Below are 22,372 nucleotides of genomic sequence, written 5' to 3'. Positions count from 1 at the left end.
TGTTGTCCACAACCTGTCCAGGATGGGAGAACCAACATGCTTACTGGTTTGCAATATGCGAAATTCGGCCTCGTCGCCAGCGCGGCCCTGATCGTCTCGGCGTGCGAAAGCAGCGGTTCGTATCGTTTGGCGTCGGTCGGCACCGTACCCGACGGCACCGCGTCGAGCGGTTCGTCGGGCGGCGGCGACACGGCCTCCTCGTCGTCGGGCGGATCGAGTTCGTCGTCGAGCGGCGGCGCAACCGCATCGTCGGGCGGCGGCAGCGGCGGTGGCACCGGATCGTCGAGCTCCGGCGGCCAGGGCGCGCTCGGCGCGGGTAATATCCTGGTGACCGCGGGCAATACCGTGATCGGCGTCGCCGGCACGACCAAGGCCGTCAGCAACGGCGTGCTGCTGCCCGCCACCGGCCTCGTCACCGGAACGGTCACGCGCGTCTTGCGCAAGACCGGCCAGACCCTGGTCGATATCGGTCAGGGCAACACCTTGATCCTCGGCAAGGCGGGCGGCGCGGTCGGCGACCTGCTGCGGATCGACCTCGGATCGCACACCGTCATCGGCGCGCCGAACAAATCTGCATTGCTCGGCGTCGGCGTACTGTCGCCGGCCGGGTCGGGCAATCTGGTCGCGGTATCGCTGGGCAAGGCGCTCGATCTCACGACGAACGCGACCGGCGGGCTGCTCAACGGCGGCGCGAACGGCGGCCTGCTCAACGGCGTGACCGGAACCGTCGGCAACGTCGTGTCGGGCGTGACGAGCGGCGGCGGCGGCAGCTTGACCGGCGCGCTCGGCGCGACCGCCTCGACGCCGGCGGGATCGGCGAACGCCGGCGCGACGACCGTGGTGACGGGTACGCTGAGCGGCGTGACCAACACCGTGGGCGGCGTGGTCAACGGCGTGACCGGCACCGCGACCGGCATCCTGGGCGCGGGCGCCACGGGCAGCAATGGCGGGTTGCTCGGCACCGGGCTGCTGAACGGCAAGAAGAAGTAACGCCGGACAAAGGGGCCGCCGATGTCGATGCTGATCGCCCTCACCGCTGCCGCCGCGATCCAGGACCGCGGCAGCATCATCGATCGCAATCGCATCGACCGGCCGCCCCCGGTCGCCGCCCCGGCGACGTCCAAACCGGAACCACGCGCCAAGGTGGACGTCGCGCCGCCCCGCGCCGCGGTGCCGATCACCGGCATCCGCTTCGTCGGCAACGACGCCCCCGCCCCGGTCGCCCGCGCGGCGCAGCGGTTTCTCGGCAAGCCGACCGACAGGGAAACGCTGCAGGACCTCGCAGCGGCGCTGTCGAAGGCGTACGGCAAGTCGAAGGTCGCGCTGTACACCGTGGCGATCCCCGACCAGGACTTTGCCGGCGGCGTCGTCACGGTCAGCCTGACCGAAGGCCGGCTCGCGTCGGCGGCGGTGGCCGGCAAGGGCCGATACCGGCAATTGCGCGGACGCCTTGCCCCGTTGCTCGGCGAACAGCCGCTCAGCCGCGCGACGTTCGAGCGCCAGTTCCGCCTGGTCCGCGCGATCCCGGGCCTAACGATCGACCCGGTCTTCGACGATCCCAAGCATGACGGCGCGCTGACATTGGTCGTGAAACCCAAGCAGAAGCACCACAAATTCGCGCTGGGGTTCAGCAATCGCGGGGTCGATCTGCTCGGCACCGGCCAGTTCGACGCGACCGCCGAATTCTATGGCGCGGCGATCGATGGCGACCAGTTGAGCTTCAACGCCAGCGCCGCGCGCGATTTCAAGCAGTACCGCTATGCGTCGGGAAGCTATGCCGCGCCGATTGGCTATTCCGGACTGACCGCGAGCATCAGTGGCGGCTATTTCGAGACGCGGCCGAAGAATGTGCCGATCGTCGGGCGCGCGAAGGTGGCGGGGGCGGCTTTGTCCTATCCGTGGCTGCGGTCGTTCCACCGATCGGGCGACGTCAGCCTGGGTGTGGACGGGATCAACAGCGATAACGCGGTGCTCGGCAATCTGGTCGCGACCGAGCGCACGCGCGCGGTGCGCCTAGCCGCGAGCTACGCCGACACGCGCGAGAAGCGCGCCATCGCGGTCAGCGGATCGGTGTCGAAAGGTCTCGACGTCGCCGGCGCGCGCGTCACCGCGCCGTTCGCCGACGCGACTTTCCTGAAGGTCGCCGCGAACGCCAGCGCGGCGCAGGCGATCGGCAAAAGCGGCTTCATCCGCCTCACCGCGAGCGCGCAATATAGCCGCGACCGCTTGCCCGCCGCCGAACGCTACACGTTGGGCGGCGCCGATATCGGGCGCGCGTTCGATACCGCGATCCTGACCGGCGATCGCGGCGCGGGTGGTGTCGCCGAACTCGCCTGGCGCCCGATCAAGAGCGACCGGTTCGGGCAAAGCGAGGTCTATACGTTCATCGACGGCGGCGTGCTGGCCGTCCTGCCGCGCGGACCCGGCGTGCGGACCGACTATTCGTTGGCGTCGGCCGGGCTCGGCGTGCGCGCGCGCTATCGGGACAAGGCCGAGTTGGGACTGGAGGCGGCGCGGTCGATCAAGCAACCCCTGCCCGGCCGCGACGACGACTGGCGCCTGTCGGTGGCGTGGCGGCTAAGCCTTTAGCGGCACCAATCCGAGCCGCTCGCGCATCGCCCAGCGCGCGACGAGCAGCCCCGAGACGACGAACAGCCCGACCGCGAGCCCGATCCAGATGCCGACGCCTTCCCACTTGGCGTGGAAACCCAGGAAGATCGCGGTGCCGAATCCCGCCACCCAGTATCCGAACCCGGCGACGACCATCGGCACGCGCGTGTCCTGTAATCCGCGCAACGACCCCGCCGCGACCGCCTGCGCGCCGTCGAACAGCTGGAACATCGCGCACACCACCAGATATTGCAGCGCCAGCGCCACTTCCTGTGCATGGGCCGGGTCGGTCACGTCGACATAGGCGCTGATGAAAAGGCGCGGAAACAGCCAGATTGCCGTCGCGGTCAACGCCATGAAACCGCTGCCGCTGACGATCGCCGCCCATCCGGCGCGGCCGATCCACACGCGGTCGGCGGCGCCATAGGCCAGCCCGACGCGGATCGTCGCCGCCTGGCCGATGCCGAACGGCACCTGAAACGCGATCGCCGCGATGTTGAGCGCGATGGCGTGCGCCGCCACTTCGACCACGCCGATCAAGCCCATCAGAAACGCCGCGCCGCCGAACAACGCGCCCTCCAGCGTGAACGTCAGCGCGATCGGCGCGCCGAGCTTGGCGATTTCGATCATCCGCCGCCATTCGGGCCGCCACCATTTGCCGAACAAATGATAGCGGCGCAGCTTGCGATCGAACTGGATGATCGCGGCATAGGCCAGCATCATCGCGCACGCCGTCACCACGCTGGCGATCGCCGACCCCTCGAGCCCTAGCGCGGGGAACCCGCCATGGCCGAACACGAGCAGCCAATTGCCCAGGATGCCGAGCCCGAGCGCCAACAGCGTCACGATCAACGCCCAGCCCGGCCGGCCGAGCGCGGCGGCCGCGGTGCGCATCACGCCCGCCCAGACGTTCGGCAGCAGCACGAACAGCAGGATGTTCAGGAACGCGCCCGTCCGCGCCGATACGCGCGGATCCTGACCGAGCAGGTGGAGGATCTTCTCGCCCTGCGACAGGACGATCATGAAGAACACGCTGGTGATCAGGCCGAGCCACATCGCCATGCGGAACGACCGCCGAACCTGGCGCACCGCGTGACTGCGCGCGCCCAATTCCGCCGCGATGATCGGCGCGCACGCCCCGGTGAATCCGATCAACGCCCATAGGATGAGGCTGAACAGGAATACGCCCAACGTCGAAGCCGCGAACTCGATCGGGCCGAGCCGCGCGACGAACATAACGTCGACGGCGTAGACCGCCATCTGGAGCAGGTTCGCGCCCACCAAAGGCGCGGCCAGCCGGGCCAGCGCGGCGAATTCGTCGCGCATCGTCGCGGGAGCGGGGCCGGCCAGCGGCGTAAGAGCGACCGGCGCGTCCATGGGCATGCCCCTAACTGCTAAGCGCGTATTGCTCAACCACGACACATGCGGCTATCGCAGTGCAGCGAAACGCCATGCGGGCGTGGGAGACAGACACGTGAAACTCGTTCGGGGCGCCTGGAAGATCATGGTCGGCATCAAGGACGGCCTGGTGCTGCTGTTCATGCTGCTGTTCTTCGGCGTGTTGTTCGCTTTGTTGTCTGCCAAGCCCAATGCCGGCGCGATCCGCGACGGCGCGCTGGTGCTCAAGTTCAACGGCTCGATCGTCGAACAGCCGACCGATCCGACCGCGCTCGCCGCCGCGCAAGGATCCAGCCCACGCGAATTCCGCCTGCGCGACGTCGTCCGCGCGATCGACACGGCGAAGGAAGATGCCCGGGTGAAGGTGCTCGTCCTCGACCTCGATACCTATGGCGGCGGCTATCCGGCAGCGGTGACCGAGGTCGCCAACGCGATCGGCCGATTCAAGGCGTCGGGCAAGAAGGTGCTGGCCTATGCCACCGCTTATACCGACAGTTCGTATCTGCTCGCGGCAAACGCCAACGAGATCTGGCTCAACCCGATGGGCGGCACGCTGTTTCGCGGCGCGGGCGGCAACCAGCTCTATTACAAGGGCCTGATCGACAAGCTTGGCGTTACCGTCCACGTCTATCGTGCCGGCAAGTTCAAGTCGTACGTCGAACCCTATATCCGCGCCGACCAGTCGCCCGAGGCGAAGGAAGCGAACACCGCGCTGTACGCGTCGATCTTCGGGCAGTGGAAGGATCTGATCCACAAGGCACGGCCCAAGGCGCAGATCGACACGTTCCTGGCACAGCCGGACCAGGCCATTACGGCCGCGGGCGGCGACATCGCCAAGGTGAACCTGTCGCTCGGCCTGGTCGACAAGCTCGGCGACAGCGTCGCGTTCGGCAAGTACGTTGCCGAACTAGCGGGGGAAGCGCCGAAGAAAATCCCCGGCACGTACGCGACGATCAAATATGCCGATTGGGTCGCGGCCAATCCGATTCCGACCAACGGCGACAAGATCGGCATCCTCACGGTCGCGGGCGATATCGTCGACGGCAGGGCGGGTCCCGGCACGGCCGCGGGCGACACCATCGCCGACACGGTCCTCGCCGGATTGGCGAAGAAAGACCTGAAGGCGCTGGTCGTGCGGATCGATTCGCCCGGCGGATCGACGATCGCGTCGGAGAAGATCCGCTCGGCGATCCTGGAGGCGAAGGCGCAGAAGCTGCCGATCGTGATATCGATGGGTGGCCTCGCCGCGTCGGGCGGCTATTGGATTTCGACGGCGGGTGACGTGATCTTCGCCGAACCCAACACCATCACCGGCGCGATCGGCGTGTTCGGGGTATTCCCGACGTTCGAGAACTCGCTCGCCAAGCTCGGCGTTACCGCCGACGGTGTGAAGACGACGCCGCTATCGGGTCAACCCGACGTCTATGGCGGCACCACGCCGCAACTCGACGCGATCCTGCAATCGTCCGTCGATCACATGTATCTCGAATTCATCAACCACGTCGCGGCGGCGCGCAAGATGACGGTGCAGCGCGCCGATGAGATCGGCCAAGGCCGCGTGTGGGACGGCGGCACGGCGCGGCAATTGGGGCTGGTCGATCGCTTCGGCTCGCTCGATGATGCGGTGGCGGAAGCCGCCAAGCGCGCCGGCCTCGACCCGAAGAACGTCGCGCGCGTCTATCTGGAGAAGAAGCCGAGTTGGTTCGCGCAGCTGATCGGCGGGTTGGGCGGCGACGACGATACCAGCACCGACACGGCGAGCGCGCGGGACGTTTTCGGCGTGATCGCGACCGAACGCCAGGACATGCTGGCGCGCGCGATGGGTGATGCCAAGCGGCTCGCCACCGCCAACTCGATCCAGGCGCGCTGCCTCGAATGCGCCGGGTTCGGCGACATGCGCGCGAGCCGCAGCGACCTCAGCCTGGTGCAGATGCTGGTCAAGGCGATCTGGTCTTGATCGCGTTTCGCCCGGCGCGGCCCGACGATGCGGCCGCCATCGCCGCAATCTATGCGCCGTACGTGATGACCGGCACGGTTTCGTTCGAGACCGAAGCACCCGACGCAGCGACGATGGCCGAACGGATGGCGGCGTCGGACGGGCTCTATCCGTGGCTGGTCGCGACCAATGGCGAGGCCGAAGGCGACAGCGTCTTGGCCTATGCCTACGCCACCAAGTTCCGCGAGCGGCCCGCCTACCGCTACGTCGTCGAGACGTCGGTCTATGTGGTCGGCCCGGCGCAGGGACAGGGTATGGGCCGGACGCTGTACCGCGCGCTGATCGACACGTTGCGGGCGCAGGGCTTCGTCCAGGCGGTCAGCGTCATCTCGCTGCCCAACGACTATTCGATCACCTTGCACGAAGCGACCGGCTTTCGCCGCGCCGGCGTATTGCGCGAAATGGGGTTCAAGCAGGGCCGCTGGATCGACGTCGGCTTTTGGCAGTGCGAACTCAACGACGCCTCGATCCCACCGGCCGAGCCGAAGAAGTTCAGCGAGGTCGGGTTGGTCCAGCGGGGCTAATCGACCTGAATGACCGATGCTCCGGCGAAGGCCGGAGCGTTGGCGATCGAGGCCGGCACCCCCAAACGCTCCGGCCTTCGCCGGAGCACAACGCAACTACCCAGAGCGACAGTCAATCGACCCGCCGGTAGACCGTCGAACCGTTGACTTGCGGCACTTCGGCCGAGCGCGCGTCGGCGCGATAGGTGGTATCGTTGACCCGCGTCCAGCGCGCGGAAATGCCGAACCGCTGGCCGCCGCTCGCGACGTAGTGCCCGTCCACGCCCATCAGATTGCCGCGCGACCGCACGATGCCGGTCAGTCGTCCGCCGAAACTGTCGCGATACGTCACGCTAATCGCCCCGGCACGTGCATCCCAACGATAGACGCTCTCGCCCGCGATCACCCGTTTACCGCCCTCGACCACCGCGTGGCGATCGCGGATCGAGCCGTCGGTCAGCGCGACGAAGCAATGCCGGTCGATCCGCCCGGGCGCGACCTGCCCCTGCCAGCAATGTCCGACGAGGAAGCTCAGCGGCTGGAGTTGCGGCTGCAGCACCGGCGCCGCAGCGGTCAGCAATGCCAGCGCGATCATGCCTGGCCGCCGCGATAGGCGGGGAGCGCGAGCTTCCAGCGGATCGCCACCGCGCGCAGCACGAATCCGGCAACCGCGCCTACCGTCGCCGCAACCGGCAACGGCACGCCGATCTGCCCGAGCCCGACATACAGTCCCGCCGCCAGCGCCGCTGCCGTCACGTAGATTTCGGGCCGCAACAGGATCGACGGCTCGCCCGCCAGCACGTCGCGGATGATCCCGCCGACGCACCCCGTCACCACGCCCATCAGCGCGGCGGGTACGGGCGGCACGCCATAGCCGATCGCCTTTGCCGCGCCGAACACCGCATAGGCCGCGAGCCCCACCGCATCGAACCAGTCGAGCGCCTGCCCGCGCCACCACCGTTCCGGCGTCAGCCACACCGCGAACGCGACGATCAGGCACGCCGCCGCCGCACGGCTGTCATGGATCCAGAACACCGGCGCGCCGATCAACAGATCGCGCACCGTCCCGCCCCCGACCCCGGTCACGACCGCGAAGAAGCAGAGCGTCACCATCGTCTGCCCTCGTCGCGCCGCCGCGAGCGCACCCGACGCCGCGAACACGACAAGTCCCGCCAAGTCGAGCCACGGCGCGATCGCGGGAAGCCATGAGGTGTGGGGGAGCATGGGTGCGGGTTAGCCGACAGCTCCGCGTCATGCCAATACGCCGCGTACATCGCCCAAAATGCAATTGGGGAGCCGGTCTTGCGACCGACTCCCCTGTCGCCGGACTTCGATCCGCTTGGCTTTCCCGAAGGTCGGCCCGCGCCATCTGGTTTCGGCGGCTCGCTACATCCGTGCTGCTCCGAAGAGCGGCGCCAGGTTTCGCGGGTTGCTCGGTTGCGTGGCCCGAAGGCCAGCGCAACTCCGCGGTTTCGCTAGGCTCCGAAACGTCCGAAGACGCTCTTTGCTTCGCCCGCTCCACCGACTGGCCCGAAAGCCATTCCGCTTCGCGGTCGCCCTGGCCGGTCTCGTCCGAAGACGCTCCTTCTCCAAGGGCTCGCTCCGCTCGATCTGCCCGAAGGCACATCCAGCATCGCGATTTGCTCCACCCCGAAGACCCGAAAGCCTTCTGAATCTCGCATCCGCTCGATCGGTTTGATCCGAAGACCCACCTGACGTTGCGGTTCGGTCGTCGGGGCCGGGCGCGATCATCCGAAGAGTCTCAGCATTCCCGGCCACCGGCGGCCTACGAAGAAAATGGCCGAAGCCGCTTCCTTCGCGTCGGTCACCTCGGCACCTTTCCTGTCGCGCCGTTTGACGGGCTCGATCGGCGGCTCGCCGCTGCAACCCATGATCTTTCGTCCGAAGACGTCCGATCATGTGCGGGCCATCAGTAGCGTCGTCCGAAGCGTCTCGCTTGCGCGATCCATCCGGGTTCAGCGGGGGCTGATGTCCCCTTCGAAATCATCGTCCTCACCCGAAGGCCAGGGTCTGTTTCTCGAAGCTCAAGTCCTTGAACAATCTGCCGATTTCTCGGCGAACCGCCTTCGTTCCTGATGTCATGAAGCTGTCATCGAATCCGATTCGCGCCAAGCGTTAACCGTCGGGCCGGGCTGTGGATAACGTGGATATCGTGCACATTCGCACCCTGCGCCCCTTGCACATTGAATCGCCTGGCGATGCAACCTTGCGGCGGTCAAAGACGTTACGGGAGCGGCATTGATTCAAAGCAAAGGGAATTCGACATGCGAAATCTGTTTTTAAGCCTGGGTGCAGCTGCACTCACCGCGACGACGCTCGTGGTCCCGACGTCGGCCGAAGCGCGCAAGCACTACCGGACGTATAACGGCCGCGGCGGCAAGACCTATTGCACCTATTCGGGCGGTACCACCGGCGCAGTCGTCGGCGGGGTCGGCGGCGCGGTGATCGGCAACAGCATCGCGGGCCGTGGCGACAAGCTGCTCGGCACCGTGATCGGTGGCGCGGCCGGTGCGCTCGGTGGCCGGGCGATCGATCGGGCGAACACGGCCAAGCGCCGCTGCCGCCGCTAATCGCCGGCGTATTTTCGGTACTATGGGGCGCGGTCGGTCGACTGCGCCCCTTTGCTTTGGGAGAATGACAATGACGACACGCAGCGGTTCGGCGAAATATGAGGGGTTCGGCAAGGACGGCGTCGGCCATGTATCGACCCAGTCGGGCGTCCTCAGCGACCAGAAATACGGTTTCGGCACGCGGTTCGGCGACGAGCCCGGCACCAATCCCGAAGAGTTGATCGCCGCCGCGCACGCCAGTTGCTTCACGATGGCGCTGAGCTTCGCGCTCGCTCGCGAGGGATTCAACGACGGCACGCTGGAGACGACCGCCAAGGTCACGCTCGACAAGCAGGGCGAAGGCTTCGCGATCACGCGGTCCGATCTCACGCTGACCGCCACCGTGTCGGGGATCGACGCCGATCAGTTCGCGCGGATCGCAGCCGACGCCAAGGCGAATTGCCCGGTCTCGAAGGTGCTCAACGCGGCGATCACCCTGGAGCACACGCTCAACGGCTGACCTGTCGCTCGTGTGAACGGAAGGTAGTTTTCCGTTCACGCAACTTTCGAACAACGCCACTGGTTTTAGCAGTCTCCAGACAGAAGGGAGAATGATGATGCGACGGCTTATTCTGGCCGCCCTGGCCGCGAGCACGATGACGACCCCGATGGTCGCAGAGGCTCAGAGCAACCCGCGCCGCGAATATCGCGACGAAGTGCGTGATGCGAACAAGGACTACCGCAAGGATCTGCGCGACGCCGACAGTCCGCGCGATGTCTATCGCGCCCAGCGGGAGCGCAACCGCGAGGTCCGCGATGCACGTCGCGACTATCGCAAGGACACCCGCAACTGGCAGTCGTGGCGCAACTACGACTATAACCGTTACGAGCCGGGTCAGCGTTATTACTATGCCGACCGTTACTATCGCGACGGCAGCAACTACCAAGTGCGTCGCCTGAACCGGAACGACCGCATCTATCGCGGGTCGAACGGCAATTATTATTGCCGCCGTTCGGACGGCACGACCGGCCTGATCGTGGGCGGTGTGCTCGGCGGACTGCTCGGTAACTCGCTGTCGAACGGACGGTCGAGCACGCTCGGCACCCTGCTCGGCGCAGCCGGCGGTGCGGCGCTCGGGTCGTCGATCGACCGCGGCCAGGTTCAGTGCCGCTAAGCGCCTGACTTAACAGGTGGAAAAGGAAGGGCTCGGCTTCGGCCGGGCCCTTTTCGTATCAGAGGATGCCCCCGCCCAGCGACAGGCGCAGGATGGCAATCGCCAGCAGCACGATGTTGAAGATCATGCCGGCCTTGTGCCGCGACAGCGCACCGATCAGCACGCCGACCGCGCCGATCAGCAGCGCGATCCAGTTGAGCCAGCCGAGCAACGGTATCAGCCCGACCAGCACGAAGACGAGCAGGACAAGGCCGATAAGGATCGAGACGATGTTCATGGCGCGCGATGTGGGAAGTCGGGGGCCGCGCACAAGACCTGCGTAGGCCTATCTTAACGCCTCCTTCGCTATCGCCGACAGTCGAACCATCGGAGTGTTGCCAGCGTGGCTGTCCGCCATTTCTACCTTCTCGCGCTCGTCCCGCTCGCGCTGACCGCGTGCGGGCCGAAGCCGGCGGCGCAAGGCAATCTGGATTCGCTCGACGCCGAGCTTGCCGGCAATTCGGCCAATGCCAGCGACCCGGCGATGCGCGCGGCGTTGCAGGACCAGATCATGGTCGATCCGTCGCTGACCGGCCAGTCCAACGCCGACGCCGTCCGCCCGCCGCAACAGCCTTATTCGGGCGCGATTCCGCCGGATTCGGTCGCCGGCGGCAAAAACGACGGCACCGTGACCGCGGGCGGCTCCTCATCGTCGGGCGGCAGCAAGCCGACCCCCGCACCCTCCGGCAATTGTCCGCAGTGCAAGATCAAGAACGATTCGGTCACGCTCGGCGCGCTCGCCAGCCGTCAGGGCGACAAGCGCACCGCCGGCTGCGCGCGCAATCTGCAATATTCAACCGCCTGGGCACAGCGTCTGCCCGCCGACCTGCCGCTCTACCCGGATGCGCGCGTGGACGAGGCCGCGGGCGCGGCAAACGGCGGTTGCGCCCTTCGCGTCGTCAGCTTCTCGACCGGCGCGTCGATCCAGACCGTCCTCGACTATTATTACGGCCGCGCCACCGCCGCCGGTTATTCGGCCGAGCATCAGGCCGATGACGGCCAGCATGTCCTCGGCGGGACGCGCCGCGATGGCGCGGCCTACGTTATTTATCTCGACACGCGCGGCGATGGCCGTACGGAAGTCGATATCGTCGCGAATAACGGGAACTGATTGCCCGTTTATCGCTTCTACCCCCTTCAGCACCCACGCGAGGCCGCCTACCCGTAGCGGACAGCATAGGCAGCGCAGTTCGCGTGGGTGCTGAAAACCAGCCGTTTGTTTAGCGACGCCGCTCCCGCTACAGCGCGGGCGATGAACTATCTCCTTGTCCTGATCGGCGGCGCCATCGGCAGCGTCGGGCGCTACGCCACCGGCGTGCTGGCCGCGCGCTTGCTCGGGCCGACCTATCCTTACGGCACGTTGGCGGTGAACCTGGTCGGCGGGTTCTTCATGGGCGTCTTGGTCGGCATCCTCGCCCGCACCGGCAGCAGCGAGCAGGCGCGGTTGTTCTTCGGCGTCGGTATCCTCGGCGGCTACACCACCTTCTCCGCCTTCGCGCTGGATGCCGTGACGATGATCGAGCGTGGCGACTGGGGAATGGCGCTGACCTATGCCCTGGCGTCGGTCATCGGCGCCGTGCTTGCCTTGTTCGCCGGACTCTATCTCGTCAGGGCCGTGGCATGAGCGACATCCGCACCTTCACCGTCGCCCCCGACGACGACGGCATTCGGCTCGACCGTTGGTTTAAGCGGCATCTGCCCGACACCAGCTTCACCACGGTCGCCAAATGGGCGCGCACCGGGCAACTGCGCGTGGACGGCGCGCGCGCGACGCCGGGCGACCGCATCGCCGCCGGCCAGACGCTCCGCGTGCCGCCGCCCGAGCCGGTGCAGGTCGCGGGCAAGCCCAAACGCGAGCGCCCGCCGCTGTCGGACGACGAAATCGCCTTCGCCCGCGACATGGTGATCCATCAGGATGCGCAGGCGTTCGTGCTCAACAAGCCGCCGGGGCTCGCGACGCAGGGCGGTACCAAGACGGTCGCGCATGTCGATGGCCTGCTCGACGCGCTGCAATACGACAATGAGGGGCGGCCCAAGCTGGTCCACCGGCTCGACAAGGATACGTCGGGCGCGCTGCTGGTGGCCCGCACCGCCCGCGCGGCGGCGTTCTTCGCCAAGACCTTTTCGGGGCGCAGCGCAAAGAAGGTCTATTGGGCGCTGATCGTCGGCGTGCCGTCGATCGAGGACGGCATGATCGACCTGCCGCTCGCCAAGCAGCCCGGGACCGGCGGCGAGAAGATGCATGTCGATGAGGCCGAAGGGATGCCCTCGCGCAGCCGCTATCGCGTGATCGAGCGAGCGGGCAATTCGACCGCCTGGGTCGAGCTGACCCCCTATACCGGGCGCACGCATCAGCTCCGCGTCCACATGGCGGCGATCGGCCATCCGATCGTCGGCGACGGGAAGTATGGCGGTCCGGCGGCGTTCCTGACCGGCGGGATCAGCCGCAAGATGCACCTCCACTCGCGCCGCATCGCGGTCGATCATCCCGACGGCGGCAAGATCGACGTCGAAGCCGAACTGCCGCAACATTTCGCCGAAAGCCTGGCGCAGCTCGGGTTCGACCAGATGCTGGGCAACATGATGCCGATGGACGAGCCCGCACCGCCGACCAAGGCCGAGCAGAAGACGCGAGCGAAGCAGCACGCCAAGACCGTGCGCAAGGAGCGCAAGGGCGAGCGGCGCAATCGCGGCGCGGTCGAAGCCCCCGGCGGGGCGCGGCCAAGGGCAAGAAGCCGGGCGCGAAAAAGCCCAGCCCGAAGAAGCGCTGATGCACCCCAACGCCGCGTTCCGCTGGGAAGACCGCGCCGCGATGCGCGCGCTGGTCGCCGAACTCGGCTTTGGCCAACTGTTCGCCGCGACGCCCGACGGCCCTCGCGTGGCACAGGTGCCGGTGGTGTGGCTCGACGAGGATACGCTGGGCCTGCATGTCGCGCGGGGCAACGGCATCGCGCGGCACCTCGACGGCGCGACGGGCCTGTTCACCGCGCTCGGTCCGGATGGTTACATCAGCCCTGATTGGTACGGCCTCGGCCCAGACCAAGTCCCGACCTGGAACTATGTCGCGGTCGAGCTGGAAGGTACAATGCGGCGGATGAGCGACGACGACCTGGTCGCGCAACTCGACCGATTGTCCGCCGAACAGGAGGCCAAGCTCGCGCCCAAAACGCCTTGGATGCGCGATAAGATGGATTCCAAGCTATTCGGCAAGATGACCAATTCGATCGTCGGGTTCCGCCTCGAAATCGCCGGGTGGCGCGGCACGCTGAAGCTCGGGCAGAACAAACCCGAGGCTGCGCGCCTCGCCGCCGCCGACGGCGCGGCAGCGTCGGGCCGGCGCGGCATCGCCCATTGGATGCGCAACGCGTGAGCCGCCTGGTGATCTTCGACTGCGACGGAACGCTGGTCGATAGCCAAGCGAACATCTGCCGCGCGGTCGAGGAGGCGTTCGTCGAGGCGCGCGTCGCGGTGCCGCCGCGCGATGCGATCCGGCGAATCGTCGGACTGAGCCTGGTCGAGGCGATGCAGGCGCTGTTGCCCGAAGCCGCAGACGCAGATCACCGCATTCTTGCGCAAGGCTACAAGGACAAGTTCGTCGCCATGCGCGCGAGCGGGATGCTCGACGAAGAACCGTTGTTCGACGGCATCGGCAGTCTGGTCGAGCGCCTGGCCCGTGACGGCTGGCTCCTCGGCGTGGCGACCGGCAAGTCCGACCGCGGCCTCGACCGCGTGCTGGCGACGCACGGCCTCGCGCATCATTTCGTCACGCTCCAGACCGCCGACCGCCACCCGTCCAAGCCGCACCCGTCGATGATCGCGGCCGCCATCGCCGAGGCCGGCGCCGATCCGGCGCGCACCGCGATGATCGGCGATACCACCTATGACGTCATGATGGCGGTCAATGCGGGGGTACGCGCGATCGGCGTCGGCTGGGGCTATCACGAGCCCGACGAACTGACCGCGGCGGGCGCACACGGCGTGGCGCTTGCGGTCGCCGACCTGCCGCATCATCTGGAGCTGTGATGACCGACGAGCCGACACCCGCGCAATCGCGCAACCGCTTCCTCCTGATCGGTGCCGCGCGGCTGGCGGGGATCGCCGGCGCGGTGTTCGGGATCGTGCTGATCGGACGGTTCGAACAGTTTCCGCTCAAGCTGCTCGGCGGAGCGATCGTGCTGTCGTCGATCTACATGTCGTGGACCATTCCCGCCGCGCTGGCGCATCGCTGGGCGACGCCGGGGAATGTCCAGACCAACCGGCGGCGGCCGCCCAAACTACCCAAATGAAGCGGTTCTGGACGGAGGTATCGGTCGACGCCGAGCGCGGGGTGCGGCTCGACGGCAAGCCGGTGCGCACGCCCGGCCGCTTGCCGCTCGTGCTGCCGACCGATGCGATGGCCGCGGCGGTCGCCGACGAATGGCGGGCGGTCGCGGGCGATATCGACCCGCGCGCCATGCCGCTGACCGGCCTCGCCAATGCAGCGATCGAACGCGTCGCCGCCGACCCTGCGGTCTTCGCGGCCAACATCGCCGCTTATGCCGAAAGCGATCTGCTCTGCTACCGCGCCGACTCGCCGCCGGATCTAGCCGCGCGACAGGCCGCAGCGTGGGATCCGCCGCTCGCCTGGGCGACGCAACGCTACGACGTGCATTTCGATATCGCGACCGGCGTGATGCACCGGCCGCAGCCCGATGCGACGATCGAGCGGCTGGCGGTCGCGGTCGCCGTGCGCGACGCGTTCGAACTCGCCGCTTTGTCGCCGGTCGTCACGATCACCGGCTCGCTGGTGCTCGGGCTTGCCTTGATCGAGCATGCGATGGACGCCGACGCGATCTGGTCCGCCGCCAATCTCGACGAAGACTGGCAGGCCGAGCAGTGGGGCGAGGATTCCTTGGCTGCGCAAACGCGCGCGGCGCATCGCGCCGAATTCGATGCGGCCGTGCGCCTACTACAACTCCGGCAAGCGGCGGATGAAGCCGATCATCCCGCGCTGGCGTGACCGTTTGAGGCGTTCGGCGGTCAGGATCGTCTGGACGCACTCGTAGCAATCGTCGAGGTCGTCGTTGACCAGGACGTAGTCGTATCCGTCCCAGTGGCTGACTTCACCCAGCGCGCGGTCCATGCGGTTGTCGATCACTTCCTGGGTGTCGGTCGCGCGCTTTTCCAGCCGTTCGCGCAAGGTCTTGAGCCCCGGCGGCAGGATGAACACGCGCACCACGTCGCCGCCGGCCAGCTGAAACAATTGCTGCGCACCCTGCCAGTCGATGTCGAACAGAATGTCGCGACCGTGCTCCAGGTCCTTGAACACCGTCTCGCGCGGGGTGCCGTAGCGATTGTCGCCCATCACGCGCGCCCATTCGAGGAACTGGTCGTCCTCGACCATCTGGCGGAACGTCGCGGTGTCGACGAAATGATAGTCCTTGCCATCGACCTCACCGTCGCGGATCGGACGGGTGGTGTAGGACACCGACATCTTCAGCTTGTTGCGCTCTTCCTTGAGCAGCCGTCTGGCGATCGTCGATTTGCCCGCGCCCGATGGCGACGAGAGCACGAACATCAAGCCGCGACGCTTGAAGCTCTTGGGTTGCGACGATCGGTGGTCGGCCATGCGCGCCTTTGGCGTGGGCGGTCACCCCGCGTCAAGGCGAGTCGCGCGCTATTCGATCGCGGGCTTGGGTCCGAATACCGCGTCGCGCGCCTTGCCGATCCCGCGCAGCACCAGCCAGCCGGTCGCGAACGTGATCGCCAGCGGTACCGCGACGCGCACCACCGCCGCCGTCGCTGCGCCGATGACCGCGCCGTCGATGGTCGAATCATCGCCCTCGCTGCCGTCGATCGCGCTGCCGATTGCCGCGCCCAGGATCGTGCTGAATTTCATGCTGGTCCTTTCGCTTTCGCGATCAAACCGCGCCGCACGATCAAGGTTCCTTCGCAAATCGACCGCGCCGCAATAGTAAAGCATATGCTTAGCGAATCGGACCTGCTCGACCGTGTCTTTCAGGCGCTCGCCGACCCAACGCGGCGGGCGATCGTCGAGCGACTCGTCGAGCGGCCAATGTCGGTCAGCGCTATCGCCGCACCCTTCGCCATGTCGCTGCCGGCGGTGATGCAGCACCTCACCGTGCTCGAAACCGCCGGCTTGGTGCGGTCGCATAAGGAAGGTCGGGTCCGCACTTGTGTGATCGATCCCGTCGCGATGCGGCTGGTCGAGCATTGGGTCGACGACCGCCGCAGCGACCGGCGGCGGCCGTTCGACCGTCTCGACGCGTATCTCGTGACCGCCGACTAGCGTCCGACCATATCCTCCGGCCGGACGACGCGGTCGAAGGTGGCTTCATCGACGAGGTCGAGGTCGAGGCCGGCCTCTTTCAGCGTCATCCCCTGCTCATGCGCGTGCTTGGCGATTTTCGCCGCGTTGTCGTAGCCGATCTCCGGCGCCAGCGCGGTGACGAGCATCAGCGAGCGATCGACCAGTTCGGCGATCCGGCGGCGGTCGGGTTCGAGGCCTTCGACGCAGCGCTCCGCGAAACTCTCCATGCCCACCGCGAGCAGGTCGATCGAGCGCAGCACGGCGGCACCGATCATCGGCTTGAACACGTTGAGCTCGAGATGCCCCTGCAACCCGCCCACCGTCACCGCCTGATGGTTGCCGATCACCTGGCCCGCGACCATCGTCAGCATCTCGCACTGGGTCGGGTTGACCTTGCCCGGCATGATCGAGCTGCCCGGCTCGTTGGCGGGCAGCACAAGCTCGCCGATCCCGGAGCGGGGACCCGAGCCGAGCAAGCGGATGTCGTTGGCGATCTTGGTCAGCGCGACCGCGAGCGTATTGAGCGTGCCCGACAAGTGTACCAGCGGATCGTTCGATGCGAGTGCTTCGAACGCATTTTCTGCCGGCACAAATGGATGCCCGGTGATTTCCACCAGCGCCGCACAGAACTTGCCCGCGAATCCTGCCGGCGCGTTCAATCCGGTGCCGACCGCAGTTCCCCCTGCGCCAGCCGGTTGGTGCCGTTGACGATCCCCGGCTCGATCCGCCGCCCGCAACGATAGACCTGGTTCGCGTAGCCCGAAAACTCCTGTCCCAGCGTCAGCGGAGTCGCGTCCTGCAGATGCGTGCGACCGATCTTGACGATATCGTCCCACGCCTTGGACTTGGCTTGCAGTGCGTCCTTCAGCCGGTCGAGCGCCGGGAACAGCCGCTTGGTAACCGCCAGCGACGCCGCGATGTGCAGCGCGGTCGGAAAGCTGTCGTTGGACGACTGGCTCATGTTGACGTGATCATTGGGGTGCACCGGCGTCTTGCCGCCGCGCGTGCCGGTCAGCATTTCGTTGGCGCGGCCGGCGATCACCTCGTTGACGTTCATGTTCGACTGCGTGCCGCTACCTGTCTGCCAGATGACGAGCGGGAACTGGTCGTCGAGCTTGCCCGACACGATCTCCGCGGCGGCGGCCTCGATCGCGTCGGCGATTTCGGTGGGAAGGCCATAGCGCCGGTTCACCCGCGCCGCCGCCTGCTTCACCAGTGCGAGCGCATGGACGATCGCGATCGGCATGCGTTCGGTCACGGGGAACGGAAAGTTCTCGATCGAACGTTGGGTTTGGGCTCCCCAATACGCAGCAGCGGGGACGTCGATCGGACCGAGCGAGTCGGTTTCGGTGCGGGTTTCAGCGGCCAATCCTACCTCCGTCATGCTGAACTCGCTTCCGCATCCATGTGCGTCGCGCGCCTCAAGCGTTTCGCTGGTGGATGTCGGCTCGCATGGATCCTGAAACAAGTTCAGGATGACGACGGGGTCACTTTTTCCGCTTGAAATCCACGCTCACGACATTCGAGCCGTCATCGACCCGCTCGACCGCGTCGTTCTCCGCCTCGTCGTGCGGTTCCGGACCTTCGGGTTCTTCCTGCGCCTGGAAACGCAGTTCGAAGTTTACCGCCGGGTCGTGAAACCCGGTGATCGCCGAATAGGGAATGTCGAGCTTTGACGGCACCTGGTTGAAACTCAAGCCCACCGAAAAGCGCTCGTCGTCGACCGTCAGGTCCCAATATCGGTTCTGCAGGACGATCGTCATCTCGTCCGGAAACCGCTCGATCAACCGCGCAGGGATGTCCACGCCGGGCGCCTGGGTCTTGAAGGTGATGTAGAAATGATGCTCGCCGGGCAAGCCGCCACCCGCCGCGACGGAGCCAAGCACGCGGCCCACGACCGCGCGCAACGCTTCCTGGACGATCTCGTCATAGGGAATCAGGCTGTCGGGCAGTCCGTCGCTCATGCGCCTTGGGTAACCGATGCGAAGGCGGGGTCAAGATTGCATGGCGACTAACACACTCATATGGGGGCGCGATGCGCACCGCGACGATCAGCCGCAAGACGAGCGAGACGAGCATCGACGTCACCGTCAACCTGGACGGGACGGGCGCGTATGACATATCGACCGGGATCGGGTTCTTCGATCACATGCTCGAACAGCTCTCCCGCCATTCGCTGATCGACCTGACCGTAAAGACGGTCGGCGACCTGCATATCGATCAGCATCACACAGTCGAGGATACCGGGCTCGCGATCGGCGAGGCTGTCGCTAAGGCGCTGGGCGAAAAACGCGGGATCCGCCGCTATGCCGACGCATTGTCGCCGATGGACGAGACGTTGACTCGCGTCGCGCTCGACATTTCGGGGCGGCCGTTCCTGGTGTGGAAGACCGAATTCTCGCAGAAAAGGCTCGGCGAGATGGACACCGAAATGTTCGAGCATTTCTTCCACTCGTTCGCGCAGACTGCCGGCCTGACTCTGCACGTGGAAACACTGTACGGGTCGAACAACCACCACATCGCCGAGGCGGCGTTCAAGGGGCTGGCGCGCGCGCTGCGCGAAGCGGTCGAGATCGATCCGCGCAAGGCCGGGGTGATTCCGAGCACCAAGGGGACGCTTTGACTCTCGCGGTGATCGATTACGGCGCCGGCAACCTACATTCCGTCGCGAACGCGCTGAAGGCGGCGGGTGCGCAAGACGTCGCGGTGACCGACGATCCCGATGTGGTGGCGAAGGCCGACCGTATCGTGCTGCCGGGTGTCGGGGCGTTTGGGGCTTGCGCCGCGGCGTTGCGTAAAGTGGATGGCATGGTCGATGCGCTGGAACAGCGCGTGCGGCGCGAAGGCGCGCCGTTCCTCGGCATTTGCGTCGGGATGCAATTGATGGCCGATGCCGGCGAGGAAATGGGCGAGCACCCCGGGCTCGGCTGGGTTTCGGGGCGCGTGCGCCACCTCATGCCGAGCGATCCCGCCGCAAAGGTCCCGCATATGGGGTGGAACGACGTCCGGCCCACCGCCCCGCATCCGCTGATCGAACCCGGCGAAGCCTATTTCCTCCACTCCTTCGCGTTCGAAGGCGACGACGTAGTCGCGACCACCGACCATGCCGGCCCGGTCGTCGCGGCGATCGCGCGCGACAATCTGGCGGGCGTGCAGTTCCACCCCGAGAAGAGCCAGCGCTACGGCCTCGATCTGCTCGCCCGTTTCCTGGAATGGCGGCCGTGACCCTGATCGTCTTTCCCGCGATCGACTTGAAGGGCGGCAATGTCGTGCGCTTGTCCGAAGGCGACATGGACAGCGCGACGATTTACGGCAACGACCCGGTCGCGCAGGCGATGGCCTTCGCCGAGGACGGCGCGCAACATCTCCACATGGTCGATCTCGACGGCGCGTTCGCTGGGCGATCGGTCAACGGCGACGTGGTGCGCGCCGTGGTCGAGGCATTCCCCGGCCACGTCCAGCTGGGCGGCGGCATTCGCGACCGCGCGGCGATCGATGGCTGGTTCGACGCCGGCGTCGCGCGGCTGGTGATCGGCACCGCAGCGCTCGAAAACCCCGATCTCGTCCGCGAGGCGGCACGCGATTTTCCCGGCGGGATCGTCGTTGCTGTCGATGCGAAGGACGGCATGGTCGCGACGCGCGGCTGGGCCGATGTGTCCGACGTCGCGGTCGAAGACATGGCGCGCCGGTTCGAGGATGCCGGGGTAGCGTCGCTGCTGTTCACCGATGTCGGGCGCGACGGGCTGCTGAAGGGCTGCAACGTGCAAGCGACGGTCGATCTGGCCCGCGCGGTCGATATTCCGGTGATCGCCAGCGGCGGGGTGAGCGGGATCGGCGACATCCACATGCTCGCGCTCTACGCTCGCGACGGGATCGAGGGGGTCATCACCGGCCGCGCGCTCTATGATGGGCGCCTGGACCTCGCGACGGCGATCGCGGTGGCGGAAGCCGGCGCGTGACCGTCCGCGCACGTGTGATCCCGTGCCTCGATGTGGCGAACGGGCGCGTTGTGAAGGGGGTCAACTTCGTCGATCTGCGCGACGCCGGCGATCCGGTCGAGCAAGCGCAGGCCTATGACGCGGCGGGCGCGGACGAACTCTGCTTCCTCGACATCACGGCCAGCCATGAGGCGCGTGGTACGATTCTGGACGTGGTGCGGCGGACCGCCGAGGTCTGCTTCATGCCGCTGACGGTCGGCGGCGGGGTGCGGTCGGTCGAGGATGCGCGCGCGTTGCTGCTGGCGGGCGCGGACAAGGTGGCGGTCAATTCCGCAGCGGTCGCGCGGCCCGAACTTGTCAGCGAGATGGCCGAGCGGTTCGGCAGCCAGTGCGTCGTCGCCTCGGTCGATGCGCGGCGGGTCGAGAGCGGCTGGGAAGTATTCACGCACGGCGGCCGCAAGCCGACCGGGATCGACGCGGTCGCGCACGCGCTGCGGCTCGCCGAACTCGGCGCTGGTGAATTGCTGATCACCAGCATGGACCGCGACGGCACGCGCGACGGTTACGACATAGACCTGATCCGCACGATCGCCGACCGGGTGAGCGTGCCGGTGATCGCGTCAGGCGGCGTCGGTGGGCTCGACGATCTGGTCACCGGTATCCGCGACGGCCATGCCAGCGCTGTGCTCGCCGCCAGCATTTTCCATTTCGGCGAAGCGAGCATCGCCGACGCGCATCGCGCGCTGGCGGCGGCGGGAATTTCGGTGCGGATTCCCCTATCCTAGTCGTCACCCCGGACTTGATCCGGGGTCCCGCTATGTCGCAGCAGAAGAAGAAGCGGGATGCCGGACCAAGTCCGGCATGACGGAGAATTAAGGGTTGCGCCGATATACTTACCACATGCGCTTCGCCCTGCCCCTGTTGTTCCTCGCGACCCCCGCTTTCGCGCAAGTGCCGCCGCACAGCGGCGTGATCCACACGCGCAGCATGCCCGAACTGTCGGACATCGCTTTGTTCGTGATGGCGGTCGGCGGCGTGTGGCTGGCACGGCGCGCTCTGCGCAAGCGCTTCAAGCAGCCCGAGACCCACGCCGAGGATTGACGCCGCCGCCCCACGCGGGCAGCGATTTACGCCATGGCCGACGACCCGCTCGACGCGCTGGACGCGCTGATCCGTTCCCGCAAGGGCAGCGATCCCGCGAGTTCGTACACCGCGCAACTGTTCGCCGATGGCCGCGCCAGGATCGCGCGCAAGGTCGGCGAGGAAGCGGTGGAGACGGTGATCGCCGCGCTGGGCGACGACGCGCAGGCGCTGACCGGCGAGGCGGCCGACCTGATCTACCACCTGCTCGTCCTGCTCGCCGATGCCGGGCTGTCGCTCGACGACGTGCGCACCGAACTCGCGCGGCGCACCGGCCAGTCGGGCCTCGCCGAAAAAGCCTCCCGGAGCTGACCATGCCGATCGACGCGACCCAGCCGTATGACGACCAGAACATCTTCGCGAAGATCCTGCGCGGCGAAATCCCGTCCAAGCGCGTGTATGAGGACCAGTGGGCGATCGCGTTCCACGACATCGCGCCGGTCGCGCCGATCCACATCCTGGTGATCCCGACCGGCCGCTACGTGTCGTGGGACGATTTTAGCGCGAAGGCGTCGGCCGAAGAGATTACGGGTTTCGTCCGCGCGGTGGGTAAAGTGGCGCGCGACCTCGGCCTCGTCGCACCGGGCTATCGCCTGCTCGCCAATGTCGGGCAGCATAGCGGGCAGGAAGTCCCGCATCTCCACGTCCACCTGTTCGGCGGCCAGCCCTTGGGGCCGATGCTGGTGCGGTAGG

At 67.0% G+C, this 22,372-nt stretch carries 29 protein-coding genes and 2 pseudogenes; 23 read left to right on the top strand and 8 right to left on the bottom strand.

From position 1 onward, the window contains the following. The first annotated feature begins 36 nt into the window (after positions 1–36). Entirely contained in the window at positions 37–990 is a 954-nt protein-coding gene (locus FPZ24_RS03500; protein ID WP_146569737.1) for a hypothetical protein, read from the top strand. A gap of 21 nt (positions 991–1,011) precedes the next feature. Next, positions 1,012–2,589, top strand: a complete 1,578-nt coding sequence (locus FPZ24_RS03495; protein WP_146569736.1) for a ShlB/FhaC/HecB family hemolysin secretion/activation protein — start codon at positions 1,012–1,014, stop codon at positions 2,587–2,589. Here FPZ24_RS03495 and FPZ24_RS03490 read toward each other — a convergent pair. After that, positions 2,578–3,987, bottom strand: a complete 1,410-nt coding sequence (locus FPZ24_RS03490) for an MATE family efflux transporter (protein ID WP_420853382.1) — start codon at positions 3,985–3,987, stop codon at positions 2,578–2,580. The two genes, FPZ24_RS03495 and FPZ24_RS03490, sit on opposite strands and share 12 nt — an antisense overlap. Positions 3,988–4,084: 97 nt before the next feature. On the opposite strand from FPZ24_RS03490, the gene sppA reads away from it, so the two are divergent. Together sppA and FPZ24_RS03480 are read left to right on the top strand one after the other, a co-directional pair. Beyond that, complete coding sequence (sppA, locus tag FPZ24_RS03485; protein ID WP_146569735.1) at positions 4,085–5,965, top strand: signal peptide peptidase SppA; 1,881 nt, start codon at positions 4,085–4,087, stop codon at positions 5,963–5,965. Continuing rightward, positions 5,962–6,528, top strand: a complete 567-nt coding sequence (locus FPZ24_RS03480; RefSeq protein WP_240047590.1) for a GNAT family N-acetyltransferase — start codon at positions 5,962–5,964, stop codon at positions 6,526–6,528. The genes sppA and FPZ24_RS03480 overlap by 4 nt, the downstream gene beginning before the upstream one ends. Positions 6,529–6,640: 112 nt before the next feature. Here the strand turns inward: FPZ24_RS03480 and FPZ24_RS03475 are convergent, their stop codons facing one another. Together FPZ24_RS03475 and FPZ24_RS03470 are read right to left on the bottom strand one after the other, a co-directional pair. Then, positions 6,641–7,102 carry a hypothetical protein gene (locus FPZ24_RS03475; protein ID WP_146569733.1) on the bottom strand — a complete coding sequence of 154 codons (462 nt, stop codon included), beginning with the start codon at positions 7,100–7,102 and terminating at the stop codon, positions 6,641–6,643. Next, on the bottom strand, positions 7,099–7,731 hold the full coding sequence (locus FPZ24_RS03470) for a trimeric intracellular cation channel family protein (RefSeq protein WP_146569732.1): 633 nt from the start codon (positions 7,729–7,731) through the stop codon (positions 7,099–7,101). Before FPZ24_RS03470 ends, FPZ24_RS03475 begins: the two co-directional genes overlap by 4 nt. 573 nt (positions 7,732–8,304) lie before the next feature. Here FPZ24_RS03470 and FPZ24_RS03465 point away from each other — a divergent pair. The 4 genes from FPZ24_RS03465 to FPZ24_RS03450 all read left to right on the top strand — a co-directional run bounded on the left by FPZ24_RS03465 (position 8,305) and on the right by FPZ24_RS03450 (position 10,252). Beyond that, positions 8,305–8,604: a hypothetical protein gene (locus FPZ24_RS03465; RefSeq protein ID WP_146569731.1), complete on the top strand. Its 300-nt coding sequence runs from the start codon at positions 8,305–8,307 to the stop codon at positions 8,602–8,604. A 188-nt stretch (positions 8,605–8,792) separates the two neighbouring features. Continuing rightward, positions 8,793–9,098: a glycine zipper 2TM domain-containing protein gene (locus tag FPZ24_RS03460; RefSeq protein WP_146569730.1), complete on the top strand. Its 306-nt coding sequence runs from the start codon at positions 8,793–8,795 to the stop codon at positions 9,096–9,098. 70 nt (positions 9,099–9,168) lie between these two features. After that, complete coding sequence (locus tag FPZ24_RS03455; protein ID WP_146569729.1) at positions 9,169–9,597, top strand: OsmC family protein; 429 nt, start codon at positions 9,169–9,171, stop codon at positions 9,595–9,597. A gap of 97 nt (positions 9,598–9,694) precedes the next feature. Further along, the gene (locus tag FPZ24_RS03450) at positions 9,695–10,252 is read left to right on the top strand and encodes a glycine zipper 2TM domain-containing protein (protein WP_186729028.1); all 558 of its coding nucleotides are present in this window, start codon (positions 9,695–9,697) and stop codon (positions 10,250–10,252) included. 58 nt (positions 10,253–10,310) lie between these two features. Here the strand turns inward: FPZ24_RS03450 and FPZ24_RS03445 are convergent, their stop codons facing one another. Continuing rightward, positions 10,311–10,529 carry a hypothetical protein gene (locus FPZ24_RS03445; protein ID WP_146569727.1) on the bottom strand — a complete coding sequence of 73 codons (219 nt, stop codon included), beginning with the start codon at positions 10,527–10,529 and terminating at the stop codon, positions 10,311–10,313. A 105-nt stretch (positions 10,530–10,634) separates the two neighbouring features. Here FPZ24_RS03445 and FPZ24_RS03440 point away from each other — a divergent pair, with 105 nt between their 5' ends. From FPZ24_RS03440 to FPZ24_RS03415, 7 genes and pseudogenes are all read left to right on the top strand, one after another. Beyond that, positions 10,635–11,402 (top strand): hypothetical protein, encoded by a 768-nt coding sequence (locus tag FPZ24_RS03440; RefSeq protein ID WP_146569726.1) that lies wholly within the window; start codon positions 10,635–10,637, stop codon positions 11,400–11,402. Positions 11,403–11,543: 141 nt separating this feature from the next. Continuing rightward, positions 11,544–11,915, top strand: a complete 372-nt coding sequence (crcB, locus tag FPZ24_RS03435) for a fluoride efflux transporter CrcB (protein WP_146569725.1) — start codon at positions 11,544–11,546, stop codon at positions 11,913–11,915. After that, positions 11,912–12,988: pseudogene (locus tag FPZ24_RS17480) on the top strand (RluA family pseudouridine synthase); the annotation flags it as partial. The gene crcB and the pseudogene FPZ24_RS17480, both read left to right, overlap by 4 nt. Before the next feature lie 73 nt (positions 12,989–13,061). Further along, on the top strand, positions 13,062–13,661 hold the full coding sequence (locus FPZ24_RS17475) for an FMN-binding negative transcriptional regulator (protein ID WP_338061670.1): 600 nt from the start codon (positions 13,062–13,064) through the stop codon (positions 13,659–13,661). Next, on the top strand, positions 13,658–14,314 hold the full coding sequence (locus tag FPZ24_RS03425) for an HAD-IA family hydrolase (protein WP_146569723.1): 657 nt from the start codon (positions 13,658–13,660) through the stop codon (positions 14,312–14,314). Before FPZ24_RS17475 ends, FPZ24_RS03425 begins: the two co-directional genes overlap by 4 nt. Beyond that, positions 14,314–14,577: a hypothetical protein gene (locus FPZ24_RS03420; protein WP_146569722.1), complete on the top strand. Its 264-nt coding sequence runs from the start codon at positions 14,314–14,316 to the stop codon at positions 14,575–14,577. Before FPZ24_RS03425 ends, FPZ24_RS03420 begins: the two co-directional genes overlap by 1 nt. After that, the gene (locus FPZ24_RS03415) at positions 14,574–15,290 is read left to right on the top strand and encodes an ATP12 family chaperone protein (RefSeq protein ID WP_146569721.1); all 717 of its coding nucleotides are present in this window, start codon (positions 14,574–14,576) and stop codon (positions 15,288–15,290) included. Before FPZ24_RS03420 ends, FPZ24_RS03415 begins: the two co-directional genes overlap by 4 nt. On the opposite strand, the gene gmk is transcribed toward FPZ24_RS03415, so the two are convergent. Together gmk and FPZ24_RS03405 are read right to left on the bottom strand one after the other, a co-directional pair. Beyond that, entirely contained in the window at positions 15,240–15,899 is a 660-nt protein-coding gene (gene gmk, locus FPZ24_RS03410; RefSeq protein ID WP_186729027.1) for a guanylate kinase, read from the bottom strand. The genes FPZ24_RS03415 and gmk overlap by 51 nt on opposite strands. Positions 15,900–15,947: 48 nt before the next feature. Then, on the bottom strand, positions 15,948–16,169 hold the full coding sequence (locus tag FPZ24_RS03405; RefSeq protein ID WP_146569720.1) for a hypothetical protein: 222 nt from the start codon (positions 16,167–16,169) through the stop codon (positions 15,948–15,950). Between the two features lie 84 nt (positions 16,170–16,253). Between FPZ24_RS03405 and FPZ24_RS03400 the strand changes: the two genes are divergently transcribed. Next, on the top strand, positions 16,254–16,580 hold the full coding sequence (locus tag FPZ24_RS03400; RefSeq protein WP_146569719.1) for an ArsR/SmtB family transcription factor: 327 nt from the start codon (positions 16,254–16,256) through the stop codon (positions 16,578–16,580). Here FPZ24_RS03400 and fumC read toward each other — a convergent pair. Together fumC and FPZ24_RS03390 are read right to left on the bottom strand one after the other, a co-directional pair. Beyond that, positions 16,577–17,985: pseudogene (gene fumC, locus FPZ24_RS03395) on the bottom strand (class II fumarate hydratase). The gene FPZ24_RS03400 and the pseudogene fumC sit on opposite strands and share 4 nt — an antisense overlap. Positions 17,986–18,088: 103 nt before the next feature. Beyond that, on the bottom strand, positions 18,089–18,565 hold the full coding sequence (locus FPZ24_RS03390) for an SspB family protein (protein WP_146569718.1): 477 nt from the start codon (positions 18,563–18,565) through the stop codon (positions 18,089–18,091). 71 nt (positions 18,566–18,636) lie between these two features. Between FPZ24_RS03390 and hisB the strand changes: the two genes are divergently transcribed. From hisB to FPZ24_RS03355, 7 genes are all read left to right on the top strand, one after another. Beyond that, positions 18,637–19,224 carry an imidazoleglycerol-phosphate dehydratase HisB gene (gene hisB / locus FPZ24_RS03385; RefSeq protein ID WP_146569717.1) on the top strand — a complete coding sequence of 196 codons (588 nt, stop codon included), beginning with the start codon at positions 18,637–18,639 and terminating at the stop codon, positions 19,222–19,224. Continuing rightward, complete coding sequence (gene hisH, locus FPZ24_RS03380) at positions 19,221–19,826, top strand: imidazole glycerol phosphate synthase subunit HisH (protein ID WP_146569716.1); 606 nt, start codon at positions 19,221–19,223, stop codon at positions 19,824–19,826. The genes hisB and hisH overlap by 4 nt, the downstream gene beginning before the upstream one ends. Continuing rightward, a complete protein-coding gene (gene hisA / locus FPZ24_RS03375; RefSeq protein WP_146569715.1) occupies positions 19,823–20,560 on the top strand; it encodes a 1-(5-phosphoribosyl)-5-[(5-phosphoribosylamino)methylideneamino]imidazole-4-carboxamide isomerase in 738 nt (245 codons plus the stop codon). Before hisH ends, hisA begins: the two co-directional genes overlap by 4 nt. Continuing rightward, positions 20,557–21,324 carry an imidazole glycerol phosphate synthase subunit HisF gene (gene hisF, locus FPZ24_RS03370; RefSeq protein ID WP_146569714.1) on the top strand — a complete coding sequence of 256 codons (768 nt, stop codon included), beginning with the start codon at positions 20,557–20,559 and terminating at the stop codon, positions 21,322–21,324. The genes hisA and hisF overlap by 4 nt, the downstream gene beginning before the upstream one ends. Before the next feature lie 115 nt (positions 21,325–21,439). After that, entirely contained in the window at positions 21,440–21,640 is a 201-nt protein-coding gene (locus FPZ24_RS03365; RefSeq protein ID WP_146569713.1) for a hypothetical protein, read from the top strand. A 33-nt stretch (positions 21,641–21,673) separates the two neighbouring features. After that, entirely contained in the window at positions 21,674–21,991 is a 318-nt protein-coding gene (locus FPZ24_RS03360) for a phosphoribosyl-ATP diphosphatase (RefSeq protein ID WP_146569712.1), read from the top strand. Between the two features lie 2 nt (positions 21,992–21,993). After that, on the top strand, positions 21,994–22,371 hold the full coding sequence (locus FPZ24_RS03355) for a histidine triad nucleotide-binding protein (RefSeq protein WP_146569711.1): 378 nt from the start codon (positions 21,994–21,996) through the stop codon (positions 22,369–22,371). Position 22,372 lies beyond the last annotated feature (1 nt).

Origin of the sequence: Sphingomonas panacisoli (genome assembly GCF_007859635.1) — a bacterium.
In the GTDB taxonomy this organism is placed as follows: domain Bacteria; phylum Pseudomonadota; class Alphaproteobacteria; order Sphingomonadales; family Sphingomonadaceae; genus Sphingomonas; species Sphingomonas panacisoli.
This window is presented reverse-complemented; position numbering and strand designations above follow the sequence as displayed.